Raw genomic sequence first — 12,517 nt, 5'->3', positions numbered from 1 at the left:
CGACTTGTCCCATTCAGCTCGTCACCCCGGACTTGTTCCGGGGTCCAGGGTTCCGCAAAGCAACCAAAGGTGAGGCGCGTGGAACCCTGGATGCCGGAACAAGTCCGGCATGACGTTAACCCTTGAACGCGTCCTTCCCCGCGCGCAGCCGTGCCAGTTCCTCCGCGCTGCCCGCGCGCAGGAACGGGTTCGTCGCGCGTTCCGCGCCGATCGTCGTCGGCACCGTCGCCTCGCCGGCGGCGCGTTGCGCGTCCACCTGCGTCATCCGCGCGACCAGTTCGGCGTTCCCCGGATCGACCGACAGCGCGAAGCGGCCGTTCGATTGCGTATATTCGTGCCCGCAATAGACCGAAGTCGCGTCCGGCAGGGTCGCGAACCGCTGCATGTTGCCGAACATCTGCGCCGCATCGCCCTCGAACAGCCGGCCGCAGCCCATCGCGAACAGCGTGTCGCCGGTGAAGATCACGCCATCGTCCGCGAAATGGAACGCGATATGCCCCGCGGTATGCCCCGGCACCGCCATCACCTGCGCGCGATGCGTGCCCATCGAAATGACGTCGCCCTCGCCCACGCCCTCGTCCAGCGTGTCGATTTTGGCGCGTTCCGCTTCCGGACCCGGTCACCCGCGCGCCCGTCGCGGCCTTGATCGCGGCATTGCCCGCGACATGATCCGGGTGCCAGTGCGTCGCCCAGATCGCATCGATCGTCCAGCCGCGCGCGGCGGCGGCGTCCAGCACCGGCTGCGCCTCGCCCGGATCGATCGTCATGGTGCACCCGCTGTCGGCGTCGTGCACCAGCCAGCTGTAATTGTCGCTCAGCACCGGGACACGGACGATCTCCATCACCATGTCCCCGTATTGGGCATCAACGCCCATGGCTCGGCGGGTTCCAGCACGCCGTCCTGCAACAGTTCGATCGAGATACCGTCAGGCGTCTTCACGAACGCCATATGCCCGTCGCGCGGCGGGCGGTGGATGATGTGCCCCGCATCGGCCAGCCGCCGGCACGTCGCGTAGATATCGTCGACGCGATACGCCAGATGGCCGAAATTGCGCCCGCCGGCATAATCCTCGGGATCCCAATTGTAGGTCAGCTCCACTTCCGCCCGCGCGCGTTCCCCCCGGCCCCGCCATATCCTCCGGCGCGGCGAGGAAGATGAGCGTGAACCGCCCCTTCTCATTCTCCATCCGCCGCACCTCCTTCAGCCCCAGCAGTTCGAAGAAGGCGATCGTCGCGTCGGGATCGGTGACGCGGATCATGGTGTGCAGATATCTCACTTCGCAGCCTCCGGGGTCTGGAATTGCTTGAGCGCGTTGGCGGCGGAACGCCCGGCGGGCGAGTCGGGTGCCCGCCGTACCGCCTCGCGCCACGCCGCCGCGGCCTTGTCCGCGTCGCCCGACTGCGCGGCGTATTGCCCGCCTCCAGCTGGACGGAGGCATCGTCGGGCGAGCGCCGCAGCGCCTGTGCGATATCCGCCCGCGCACGGGTCAGGTCGCCGCCGCGCCGCGCCAGCGTGGCGGACAGCAGCCAGGCGAGCGGATCGTCCGCCGCATTCATCAGCGCCTGATCGAGGTCGGTTCGCGCCGCCTTGACGTCACCCGTCGCGACCAGCGCGCGGGCGCGATCCAGATAGGCCTCGCCGCGTTGCAGGTCGGTCAACGTGCCTGCCGCCAGCGCGGCATCCAGCGCCGTGCGCGCCTTCGCCGCCTCGCCGGCCGCGAGCCACGCGTTACCCGATTGCGCCCAATAATCCGCGGCCGCCTCGTCCTTCGCGAGTTCGGCCGCGCGCGCGGCTTCCGCGAAGGCCGCGGCGGCATCGGCGAAGCGGTCCTGCCCCACCAGCGCCAGTCCCAGGCATTGCCGCATCCGCGCGCTGCCGCCGATGGCGTTGCGCGCGACCTGCTCGGCCCGCGCGGGGTCGCGCCGCGCCTGCGCAAGGCAGGCCTGTTCCGCGGGCGCGAGCGCCTGCGCCAGAAGAAGCGTCAGCAGCATCACGGTACGACATCCTCGACCGCCCGGATCAGCAGCGCGATATCGTCCTCACGCGAGAGGCGATGGTCGCCGTCCTTGACCAGCCACGTCTGCACATGCGGCGAGCGGAACAGCTCCGCCAGCCGCGCGGTACGATGCCACGGCACGTCCGCGTCGCGCTGCCCCTGCAACAGACGCACCGGCCCGTCGAACGCGATCGCCGCGCCGTGCATCAGCCGGTTGGCCTCGCCCGACTGCCAGAAGCGGCGGGTATAGACGGTCGGTGCGGGGCCGTAAGGGTTGGGACGCTCCAGCCGGCCATATTGCAGCAGGTACAGTTTCTCGTCCTGGCTGAACCCCCAGTCGGTGAAGTCGGGCGCGGGGGCGATGCCCACCAATGCCGCGACCCGCTCCGGCCGCGCCAGCGCGGCGAGCAACATGATCCAGCCGCCCATCGACGATCCCACCAGCACCACGGGGCCATCGACATGGTCGATCATCGCCAGTGCATCGTCGCGCCAGTCCGCCAGCGACTGTTCCTCGAACGCGCCCTCGCTGGCGCCGCACCCGCCATAGTCGAAGCGCAGGAAGGCACGGCCCTGCGCCTTCGCCCACGCCTCCAGCGCCAGCGCCTTCGTACCGGTCATGTCGCTGGCATAGCCGGGGAGGAAGACGATCGTGGGGCTGCGCCCTTCGGTCAGATGATAGGCGAGCCGCGGACGCGCGACGGAGGTCAGGTCGGTCATCGTCGTCTAGCTAGGGTCAGGACCCATGACTGGCAACGCGGTTGCGGCGTAATGCGGCGGCCGCTGCGACCGGAAGCTCAGCCGCGCCGCGCCGCCAGTGCCGCGACCATGTCCTGCGCCAGCAGCGTCAGCGTATCGTCGCGCGCGCCCATCACGACGATGCGATCGCCCGCGCGCGCCTGCGCCACGCAATGCGCCGCCGCGGCCGCGCGATCGGGGATATGCAGCGCCTGCCGCCCCGCAAGCACGACATCGCGGACCAGATCGTCGCTGCCGACCTCGCGCGCGACCGTCCCGCCCTGATAGACCGGATCGGGCAGCACCAGCAGGTCGTCGGCGTGCAGCGTCGTGGCGAACATCGCGGCCAGTTCGGCGCGCATCACCTTCAACGGGCCATAGCCGTGCGGCTGGAACAGCGCGATGATCCGCCCCGGAAAGGCGTGGAGCGTGTCCAGCGTCGCCGCGATCTTGTCCGGATTGTGCCCGAAATCGTCGATAACGGCGACGCCAGCCGCCTCGCCGACCAGATCGAACCGCCGCCGCAGTCCCGAAAACCGCGCCAGTCCAGCGACCGCCCGGTCGAGCGGCACGCCTGCGGCCAGCACCGCGCCCAGTGCGGCGAGCGCATTCGCGACATTGTGCCGCCCCGGCACCGCCAGCGCGACACGCCCCTGCCCCACGCCGCCGCGCGCCAGATCGAACGACACCGCGAACGGCGCCTCCTCGATCGCGCCGGCGAACAGGTCCGCCCCGGCATCGCGCAGCGAAAAGCGCGTCACGCGATCGCGCGGCAGCGTCATCGCCAGCGTCGCGGCATCGGCATTGTCGGCATTGACCACCGCATGGCGCGCGCGCGACAGGAACCCGCCGAACAGGACGTTCAGTTCCTCCAGCGATTTATGGTCCAGGCTGACGTTGTTCAGCACCGCCACCTGCGGGCGATACAGCGCGATCGAGCCGTCGCTCTCGTCCACCTCGCTGACGAAGGCGTCGCCCTGCCCCACCAGCGCGCTGGCGAAGGGACGATCGGGCGCGACGAAATCCTTCATCACCGCGCCGTTCATCACCGTCGGATCGGCGCCGGCATGGTGCAGGATCGTCGCGATCATCCCGGTGACGGTGGACTTGCCGCTCGTCCCCGCTACCCCGATCGGCATGCGGCTCGCGTTGAACAGCGCGGCGTTCAGTTCCGCGCGCGACATCCGCCGACAGCTGACGCGCGTCGCGGCGACCATGTCCGCCACCGTCTCCTCGACCGCGGCCGATGCGACGACGATCTGCGCCGCATCCACCACGCCGCTGCCATCCTGCGGGAACAGCGCGATGCCGCGCGCGCGCAACTCGTCGAACTTGGCGGGCACCCGTCCCTGATCCAGCCCGCGGTCGCTGCCCGCCACCTCGGCGCCGCGACCCTGCAGGATCATCGCGAGCGGCATCATCCCCGATCCGCCGATACCGACCAGGAAGAAGCGCTGGCCGCGCACGTTGCCGTCATGCATGGTGCCGGGCTATCGGCGTTTCGTGGCCGGGTGGCAAGTTGTGCAGGGGTGTGACGGATGCGGATCGGAGTCTTGGCCTCCAGCAGCGTGGCGAACCCCGACGTGATCGCGCCCGTCTCCGCCTTTGCGGCGATCGCCTATCCCGACGTCGACCTCGTCTTCCACCCGCAATGCTATGCGCACGACGGCCATTTCGCGGGGTCGGACGCGGTGCGTGCCGCCGCCTTCCTGCAATATGCCAACGATCCCGCGTTCGATGCGATCTGGTTCCTGCGCGGCGGCTATGGCTCCAACCGCATCCTGTCGACGATCATGCCGCAACTGGGCGCGGCGGCGCGGACCAAGACGTATCTCGGCTATTCCGACGTTGGCTTCCTGCTGGGCGCGCTCTATGCGCGGCGCATCGGCCACCCGGTCCATGGCCCGATGTGCGCCGACATCCGCCGCGCGCAGGGCGACCAGACGGTGGCGCGCGCGCTCGGCTGGATGGCGCGGCGCGATCGTGCGGGGCTGGAGCCGGGGCTGGACGGGCGCCCCAGCACGGCGTTCAACCTCTCGATCCTCGCCGCGCTGGTCGGGACGCCGTATCTTCCCGACCTCGCCGACCATGTCTTGATCGTAGAGGAGGTGTCGGAGGCGATGTACGCGATCGACCGGATGCTGTTCACGCTCGGCAATGCGACGCAGTTGCGCACCCTCGCCGGCGTCCGGCTGGGCGCGGTCAGCGCGGTGAAGGACAACGAACCGGCGTGGAACGAGCCGCTGGACGATATGATGACCCGCTGGTGCCGCGACCTAGGCGTCCCGTACCTGGGCCGCGCGCGGGTCGGCCATGTACAGGACAATTGGGTCGTGCCGTTCGGGGTGGCTTGAGGCGCGTCAACCCTTCGGAAAGCGCCACGACCTAGCGGGGATCGATGATCCCTGTGTGTCTCGTCCTTATCCCTACGCTGTTGGCTATCAACGCGTGGACGCTGTGGCGCTTTCGCGACGACAAGCGTCGCGCCATCGCGCGCGAGCGTCGCATCCCGGAGGCGGACTTGCTGTGGCTCGCAGCGATGGGCGGGTCGCCCGCCGCGTTCGCCGCGCGCCGCCTGTTCCGCCACAAGACCCTAAAGGAGCCGTTCTCGACCCGGCTTCAGGTCATTGCCACGTTTCAGCTCGGCATCGCGCTGGGGCTCGCGGTCGCGTTCGTCTGAACGGCATCACCCTGCGGATGATGCGGCGTCAGGATCAGCGTCTGCCCCTCCACCCGCCACGACTTCAGCCGCGACAGGAAGTTCATTCCCAGCACGTCGACGTCGCCGAACGCGGGCGACACCACCACCGCCAGGTCGCGCGCCACGACATTGCCGAAGCGCAGCTCTGCGACCTCGCCCGTGTTCGCCTGGATCGTCCCGTTGGCGGTCTTCAGGATCACCGGGAACATCGCCGGCTTCACCTCCACACCCGCGGCCGCGGCGGTCGCGGGGGACAGAGCGGTGATCGTCGCCCCGCTGTCCACCAGCAGCCGGCGGTCGGCATCGCCGATCCGCGCGCGGACGTAGAAATGCCCGTCCGGGCTCATCCGGATCCGGGTTTCCTCGCCTGCGACCTGCTGGCTTTCGATGTTCAGCGCCGCCGCGACGCGCGCGAACCAGGGATCGAACCGCTCGCGCTCCACCACCAGCGCGAACAGCAGCCCCGCCACCACCACCCAGATCGCGACGCTTACCAAGGTGCGCAGCACCGGCACCCGCCGCGCGGCGAGGCTCGCCAGGAACAGCGCGCCGAGCAGGATGTAGAAATGCGGGTTCGCGGTCATCTCCGTCGGCATGGCGGACATATAGGATGGCGCGGCACGCGCCGCCACGCTATGTCGGGCGCGTGATGACGACCGCACCGCTCACTAGCAGCACCCGCTGACGCGCGCGCCACCCCGGCGCGACGGCGCGCGGGTGTTCCCTTTTCGTCGTTCCCCCATCTTTTCGTCGGTTCCACATGGCGCTACGCCGCCTCCCGACTTGCTCGCAGGAAGACCCTCGATGGAAATGCTCTCGATCACGCTGCCCGACGGTTCGGTCCGCGAGGTCGCGCCCGGCACCACGCCCGCCGATATCGCCGCCGCGATCGGCCCCGGTCTCGCCAAGGCGGCGATCGCGGCGCGCGTGGACGGTGAATTGCGCGACCTGTCGCGCCCGCTGACCGGCGATGCGCGGCTGGCGCTGGTGACGCAGAAGGACGAGGCCGACGCGCTGGAGCTGGCCCGCCACGATTTCGCGCATGTGATGGCGGAAGCGGTGCAGCATCTGTTCCCGGGCACGCAGATCACCTTCGGCCCGGCGACCGAGGACGGCTTCTACTACGATTTCGCACCGAAGGACCGGCCGTTCACCGACGAGGACCTGCCCGCGATCGAGGCGGAGATGCGCCGCATCATCGCCAAGAACGAGCCGTTCACGCGCGAGGTGTGGAGCCGCCAGCAGCTGATCGACCAGTGGAAGCAGCAGGGCGAGACGTTCAAAGCCGAATGGGCCGCCGAACTGCCCGAGGGCGAGGAACTCACGATCTATCGCCAGGGCGAGTGGCTCGACATGTGCCGCGGCCCGCACATGCCCTCGACCGGGCGGCTCGATCCCGCGGCGTTCAAGCTGACGCGCGTGTCGGGCGCCTATTGGCGCGGCGACCAGAAGAACGCGATGCTCAGCCGCGTCTATGGCACCGGCTGGCTCAGCAAGAAGCAGCTCGACGCGCATCTGACGATGCTGGAGGAAGCCGCCAAGCGCGATCACCGCAAGATCGGCGCGGAGATGGACCTGTTCCACCTCCAGTCGGAGGCGCAGGGCTCGGTCTTCTGGCACCCCAAGGGTTATATCCTGTGGCGGCAGATGGAGGCGTATATGCGCCGCCGTCTGGATGCCGCCGACTATGCCGAGGTGAAGACGCCGCAGCTGATGGACGCGCGCCAGTGGGAGCAGTCGGGCCACTGGGGCAAGTATCGCGAGAACATGTTCGTCGTCCCCGACGAGATCCCGAACGTCGAGGACGAGGGTGCGGTGCTGTCGGGCGACGCCGATCTGATGGCGCTGAAGCCGATGAACTGCCCCGCGCACGTCCTGATCTTCAAACAGGGGATCAAGAGCTACCGCGACCTGCCGATCCGCATGGCGGAGTTCGGCTGTTGCCACCGTAACGAGCCGCATGGCGCGCTCCACGGCATCATGCGTGTGCGCCAGTTCACGCAGGACGACGCGCATATCTTCGTGCGCGAGGATCAGCTGGTCGAGGAGGTGCGCAAGTTCTGCGAGCTGCTCCACTCGGTCTATCAGGACCTGGGCTTCACCGATTATGCGGTGAAGCTGGCGCTGCGTCCGGAGAAGCGCTTCGGCAGTGACGAGATGTGGGATCGATCGGAGCAGGAGTTGCGCGACGCGGTACAGGCGTCGAACCTGCCGGACGACATCAAGGCGAAGTTCGAGGAACTGCCCGGCGAGGGTGCCTTCTACGCGCCGAAGCTGGAATTCCACCTGACCGATGCGATCGGGCGGACGTGGCAGGTGGGCACGATCCAGTCCGACCGCGTGCTCCCCGACCGGCTCGACGCGAGCTATGTCGGCGAGGACGGCAACCGCCATCGCCCGGTGATGCTGCACCGCGCGATCCTGGGCACGTTCGAGCGGTTCATCGGCATCCTGATCGAGCATCACGCCGGCCGCTTCCCGCTGTGGCTGTCGCCGGTGCAGGCGGTGGTGGCGACGATCGTGTCCGACGCCGACGATTATGCGCATGAGGTGGCGGCGACACTGCGCGCGGCGGGCATCCGTGTCGAAACCGACCTGCGCAACGAGAAGATCAACTACAAGGTGCGCGAGCATTCGGTCGCCAAGGTTCCCAATTTGCTGGTGGTCGGCAAGCGCGAGGCGGAGGAGGGCAAGGTCGCGCTGCGCCGCCTGGGCAGCCAGGCGCAGCAATTCCTGACGCTGGACGAGGTGGTCGCGATGTTGCGCGAGGAAGCGCTGCCGCCGGATCAAAGATGAAGCCTATAAGCCCTCTCCCCGCCGGGGAGAGGGTTGGGTGAGGGGTTGGGGTCTCACCGAGAACGACCTCTCTGCGAGGCCCCGCCCCCTCGCCCCGACCCTCTCCCCGCAGGGGAGAGGGAGTTGCGTTCCGACACCTTCCAAAACGAGTCGCAATACCCTATATTCCCGCATACAACCGCTACAGGAGACCTACCCATACGTCCGCCCATGATGCGCCGGCCCATGCAGGCGCCGCCGATGAACGGCCCCCGCTTCAACGAGTGGATTCAGAGCCAGAAGGTCCGCGTGATCGATCACGAGGGCGAGAACCTCGGCGTCATGTACACGCGCGAAGCGATCGAACAGGCCAAGGAGGTCGGGCTCGACCTGGTCGAGGTGTCCCCGAACGCTGACCCGCCGGTCGCGAAGTTCCTGGACGTCGGCAAGTTCAAGTACGAGGCGCAGAAAAAGGCGAACCTCGCCCGCAAGTCGCAGAAGACGCAGGAGATCAAGGAGATCAAGATGCGTCCGAACATCGACGACCATGACTACGACACCAAGATGAAGAAGGTGGCGGAGTTCATCGGCGAGGGCGACAAGGTGAAGGTCACCATGCGCTTCCGCGGTCGCGAGCTGAGCCACGGCCAGCTCGGCATGAACGTCCTGCAGCGCGTTGCCGAGCAGGTGGCGGAAGTCGCCAAGGTGGAGGCATATCCGCGCATGGAAGGCCGTCAGATGCTGATGGTGCTCGCGCCGAAGTGAGCCGGGCGGCGGGGTCGGCCCATGCCGCCCCCGCCCTTCCCGCGAAGGCGGGTGCCACGGTCGAACTGCTACGACCGCATCGACCAATTCCGCCTGCGCGCGGGTAGCGACGGGGCGTCGCCCTCCCCCCTTCCGTCATGCCGGACCTGTTCCGGCATCCAGAGTCCCACGACTCAACGGATGTGAGGCGTGCGGAGGATTGGTCTCCGGAACGTCGGCAAAAACGCCCTCATGTTCTCCGGCGGAGGCCGGGTCCAGTAACGGCCGGCTCGTAGGATGCTGAAACCGCTCCCAACTGGACCCCGGCCTTCGCCGGGGAACAGAGATGCGGATTTCCACACAGGTGTCGGACGCGGTCGGGGCGACGGCACATGTGCAGCACACGTCCCCGTCCTTCTCCTCTACCCACGTTATCACATCTGCCCGCCCCGGCCCCATCGTGGCCGCGAAACGACACCGGCCCTCAAAAAATGTTACGCGCTACGTAAATTCGCTAGACGCCTTTAACCGTTGCGGTACATCGCGCCCGATACCGGACCTTCGAATCCGGGTTCACCAGCGAAAGCACCTTCGGGAGAGGCACCGTCGACATGCGTCTGACCAATATCCTTCTGTCCACCGCCGCCATCGTCATCGCCGCGCCGGCCATGGCGCAGGACCAGACCAGCCCCGTCACCACCAACGCCGCAGTCGATGGCCAGGCCCCCACCGCGGGCGCGCAGGCGGGCGATACGCAGGAACTGGGTGCAGGCGACATCGTCGTCACCGCGACGCGCCGCTCGGAGCGGCTGGCCGACGTGCCGATCTCGATCAACGCGGTGAACCAGGAAGCGCTGCAGAATTCCGGCGCCACCGACATCCGCCAGATGGCGCAGCTGGCGCCGTCGCTCAACGTCTCCTCGACCGGCTCGGAGGCCAATGCCTCGGCGCGTGTCCGCGGCATCGGCACCGTCGGCGACAACCCCGGGCTGGAAAGCTCGGTCGCGGTGTTCATCGACGGCGTGTACCGCAGCCGCACCGGCTCGGGCCTCAACGATCTGGGCGAGGTCGACCGGATCGAGGTGCTGCGCGGGCCGCAGGGCACGCTGTCGGGGCGCAACTCGTCCGCAGGCGCGATCAACATCTATACGAAGGCACCGTCGTTCGACTTCGGTGGCTATGGCGAGGCGACCTACGGCAATTACGACGCGGTGCGCGTCGCGGGTGCGCTGACCGGTCCGATCGTCAAGGACGTGCTCGCCTTCCGCGTCGACGGTGTGTACGCGCGGCGCGACGGCTTCTTCCGCGATGTCGTCAACGACACCGACTATAACGATCGCAACCGCTGGTTTGTCCGCGGCCAGCTGTTGTTCGAGCCGTCGACCAATTTCTCGGTCCGGCTGATCGGCGATTATACCTTCCGCGACGAAAAGTGCTGCGGCGCGGTCCATGTCGACACGCGCGAGAAGCTGGATCCGACCCCCGGCGTCCCCGGCGATTACACGATCAACCCGAACGGCAATCGCATCGTCGACGTCATCAACCAGATCGCGGCGCTGCGCGGCTATCCCGCGGGCAGCACCTTTCCGGCCGCGGGCGATCCGTACAGCCGGCGCATCGCCTTCACGCCCGGCCGCGCCTATTCCAACGTGACCAAGGATTACGGCGGGTCGGCGCAGGTCGACTGGAATCTGGGCGGCGCGTCGCTGACCTCGATCACCGCCTATCGCGAGTACAAGTCGGCGGGCGCGAGCGACATCGACTATAACGTCCTCGACATCGGCTACCGCCCGGCGGACGGCAACAACTACCGCCAGTTCCACACCTTCACGCAGGAGCTGCGCCTCAACGGCGAGGCGTTCGACAACCGGCTCAACTGGCTGGTCGGCGGCTTCTTCGCCAACGAGGATCTGGAGGTCGTCGACAATCTGAAGTTCGGCGGCGATTATGGCGCGTTCGCCGCCTGCCGCATCGTCGCGACGATCAACCCGCTGGCGGCGCTGCGCAATCCCGCCAGCCCCGGCTGTCTCGGCACGACGCCGCTGGCGGCGTTGGGCGGTGCGACCGGACGCCAGGCGGTCGCCGCCGGGCTGGGCGCGGCAGCGGGCGTGATCCTGCCCGCGATCGACCTGCTCGGCACGGTCAACAACGTCGGCACGACGCGCGACGTCTATCGCCAGAACAGCAAGAGCTTCGCGGTCTTCACGCACAATATCTTCAAGCTGACCGATACGCTGTCGCTGACCGGCGGTCTGCGCTGGACCCATGAGCGCAAGCGGTTCGACGCGACCTTCGGCAACAACAACACCGTCTGCCCGCGGATCCAGGGGCTACTGGGTGCCGGCCCGGCGGGCAACCTGTTCAACAATGCGCAACTGGCGGCACTGACCCGCGGCATCGCGACACTGGCCTGCACCGGCAATTCCTCGTCCGCGCTCAACGGGCAGACGCTCGCCGACCGCTTCAACGAAAGCCAGTTCACCGGCACCGCGGTGCTGTCGTGGAAGCCGACCGACCACATCATGACCTATGCCAGCTACTCGCGCGGCTACAAGGCGGGCGGCTACAATCTGGACCGGTCGGATCTGGGCGATGCGTACAATCCCGCGACCACCGCAAATCTGAATGCGGCGCGGCTGCGGTTCGATCCGGAGACGGTGAACGCCTATGAAGTCGGCCTGAAATATTCGAGCCGCCAGTTCACCTTCAACATCGCGGGCTTCCGGTCGGAGTTCAAGAATTTCCAGCTGAACACCTTCAACGGCACCAATTACGTCGTCGAGAACATCGGCTCCTGCGCGCAGGATCTGGGCGGCGCGGATCGCGACAACAGCGCCACCACGGGTGCCTGCACCAGCGGCGACGTGAAGTATGGCGTGCGCAGCCAGGGCGTCGAGGTCGAGGCCGGCTTCTACCCCACCCGCGACCTGGCGGTGGCGCTGGGCTATACGCTGGCGGACACCAAATATCGCAACAACTTGGTCGGCTCGGACGCGGGCGCGCCGCTCGATCCGGCATTGTTCCTGCTCGCCGGGTCGCAGATGTCAAACGCGCCGCGCAACGTCATCACCTCGTCGATCAGCTGGACGCCGGAGATTGGCGGCAACGGCATGTCGGCGCTGTTCTACGTCGATCAGCGCACCTCGTCGGATTACAACACCGGCTCCGACCTGTTCGTGGAGAAGATGCAGGACGGCTTCACGGTGGTGAATGCGCGCGTCGGCCTGCGCGGGCGCGACGACCGCTGGGCGCTGGAATTGTGGGCGCAGAACGTGTTCGACACCGATTACACGCAGGTGGCGTTCAACACCCCGTTCCAGGGCGCGGGCAGCCAGCAGCAGGTGCAGGCGTTCGGCGGCACCGGCAACCAGCTGTTCTCGGCCTTCCTCGCGGAGCCGCGCACCTATGGCGTGACGGTGCGCACCCGCTTCTGATCCTCGACAGTGCGCAGAGGGGGCGGCCGGTGATACCACCGGCCGCCCCTTTTCCGTCACGGTCCGTCACGCGCACTCCCCGAAATGGCGCGGTCGTGGTTGACCTGTTAACCACATGGGTTCTCTAA

General features: G+C 67.8%; 9 protein-coding genes and 2 pseudogenes. 5 read left to right on the top strand and 6 right to left on the bottom strand.

The features are described from left to right. Positions 1 to 115: 115 nt before the first annotated feature. From gloB to PGN14_RS10850, 5 genes and pseudogenes are all read right to left on the bottom strand, one after another. Positions 116 to 767 (bottom strand): annotated as a pseudogene (gloB, locus tag PGN14_RS10870) (hydroxyacylglutathione hydrolase). 74 nt (positions 768 to 841) lie between these two features. Then, positions 842 to 1,277 (bottom strand): annotated as a pseudogene (locus PGN14_RS10865) (VOC family protein). Then, positions 1,177 to 1,992 carry a tetratricopeptide repeat protein gene (locus tag PGN14_RS10860; RefSeq protein WP_335299785.1) on the bottom strand — a complete coding sequence of 272 codons (816 nt, stop codon included), beginning with the start codon at positions 1,990 to 1,992 and terminating at the stop codon, positions 1,177 to 1,179. Before PGN14_RS10860 ends, PGN14_RS10865 begins: the two are co-directional and overlap by 101 nt. Further along, a complete protein-coding gene (locus tag PGN14_RS10855; protein ID WP_335299539.1) occupies positions 1,992 to 2,717 on the bottom strand; it encodes an alpha/beta hydrolase in 726 nt (241 codons plus the stop codon). Before PGN14_RS10855 ends, PGN14_RS10860 begins: the two co-directional genes overlap by 1 nt. A gap of 77 nt (positions 2,718 to 2,794) precedes the next feature. Then, positions 2,795 to 4,216 carry a glutamate ligase domain-containing protein gene (locus tag PGN14_RS10850; RefSeq protein WP_335299538.1) on the bottom strand — a complete coding sequence of 474 codons (1,422 nt, stop codon included), beginning with the start codon at positions 4,214 to 4,216 and terminating at the stop codon, positions 2,795 to 2,797. A gap of 57 nt (positions 4,217 to 4,273) precedes the next feature. Between PGN14_RS10850 and PGN14_RS10845 the strand changes: the two genes are divergently transcribed. Together PGN14_RS10845 and PGN14_RS10840 are read left to right on the top strand one after the other, a co-directional pair. Continuing rightward, the gene (locus PGN14_RS10845; RefSeq protein ID WP_335299537.1) at positions 4,274 to 5,089 is read left to right on the top strand and encodes an LD-carboxypeptidase; all 816 of its coding nucleotides are present in this window, start codon (positions 4,274 to 4,276) and stop codon (positions 5,087 to 5,089) included. 80 nt (positions 5,090 to 5,169) lie between these two features. Further along, positions 5,170 to 5,415, top strand: coding sequence for a DUF1294 domain-containing protein (locus tag PGN14_RS10840; protein ID WP_443019499.1), 246 nt, complete (start codon positions 5,170 to 5,172; stop codon positions 5,413 to 5,415). Here PGN14_RS10840 and PGN14_RS10835 read toward each other — a convergent pair. Beyond that, entirely contained in the window at positions 5,373 to 6,020 is a 648-nt protein-coding gene (locus PGN14_RS10835) for a retropepsin-like aspartic protease family protein (RefSeq protein ID WP_335299535.1), read from the bottom strand. The genes PGN14_RS10840 and PGN14_RS10835 overlap by 43 nt on opposite strands. A 226-nt stretch (positions 6,021 to 6,246) precedes the next feature. Here PGN14_RS10835 and thrS point away from each other — a divergent pair, with 226 nt between their 5' ends. The 3 genes from thrS to PGN14_RS10820 all read left to right on the top strand — a co-directional run bounded on the left by thrS (position 6,247) and on the right by PGN14_RS10820 (position 12,389). Further along, positions 6,247 to 8,232 (top strand): threonine--tRNA ligase, encoded by a 1,986-nt coding sequence (gene thrS, locus PGN14_RS10830; protein ID WP_335299784.1) that lies wholly within the window; start codon positions 6,247 to 6,249, stop codon positions 8,230 to 8,232. A 210-nt stretch (positions 8,233 to 8,442) separates the two neighbouring features. Continuing rightward, the gene (infC, locus tag PGN14_RS10825) at positions 8,443 to 8,976 is read left to right on the top strand and encodes a translation initiation factor IF-3 (protein ID WP_335299783.1); all 534 of its coding nucleotides are present in this window, start codon (positions 8,443 to 8,445) and stop codon (positions 8,974 to 8,976) included. A gap of 590 nt (positions 8,977 to 9,566) precedes the next feature. Continuing rightward, the gene (locus tag PGN14_RS10820; RefSeq protein ID WP_335299534.1) at positions 9,567 to 12,389 is read left to right on the top strand and encodes a TonB-dependent receptor; all 2,823 of its coding nucleotides are present in this window, start codon (positions 9,567 to 9,569) and stop codon (positions 12,387 to 12,389) included. The last annotated feature ends 128 nt before the right edge of the window (positions 12,390 to 12,517 follow it).

This window comes from Sphingomonas adhaesiva (assembly GCF_036946305.1).
Taxonomy (GTDB): Bacteria; Pseudomonadota; Alphaproteobacteria; order Sphingomonadales; family Sphingomonadaceae; genus Sphingomonas; species Sphingomonas adhaesiva_B.
The sequence above is the reverse complement of the archived record's forward strand: the minus strand, read 5'-3'. Positions and strand labels throughout refer to the sequence as shown.

Coding starts and splice junctions, on each gene's coding strand:
- PGN14_RS10835 (WP_335299535.1), bottom strand. CDS start 6,020: ATGACCGCGAACCCGCATTTCTACATCCTGCTCGGCGCGCTGTTCCTG.
- infC (WP_335299783.1), top strand. CDS start 8,443: ATGATGCGCCGGCCCATGCAGGCGCCGCCGATGAACGGCCCCCGCTTC.
- PGN14_RS10820 (WP_335299534.1), top strand. CDS start 9,567: ATGCGTCTGACCAATATCCTTCTGTCCACCGCCGCCATCGTCATCGCC.
- PGN14_RS10845 (WP_335299537.1), top strand. CDS start 4,274: ATGCGGATCGGAGTCTTGGCCTCCAGCAGCGTGGCGAACCCCGACGTG.
- PGN14_RS10855 (WP_335299539.1), bottom strand. CDS start 2,717: ATGACCGACCTGACCTCCGTCGCGCGTCCGCGGCTCGCCTATCATCTG.
- PGN14_RS10850 (WP_335299538.1), bottom strand. CDS start 4,216: ATGCATGACGGCAACGTGCGCGGCCAGCGCTTCTTCCTGGTCGGTATC.
- thrS (WP_335299784.1), top strand. CDS start 6,247: ATGCTCTCGATCACGCTGCCCGACGGTTCGGTCCGCGAGGTCGCGCCC.
- PGN14_RS10860 (WP_335299785.1), bottom strand. CDS start 1,992: ATGCTGCTGACGCTTCTTCTGGCGCAGGCGCTCGCGCCCGCGGAACAG.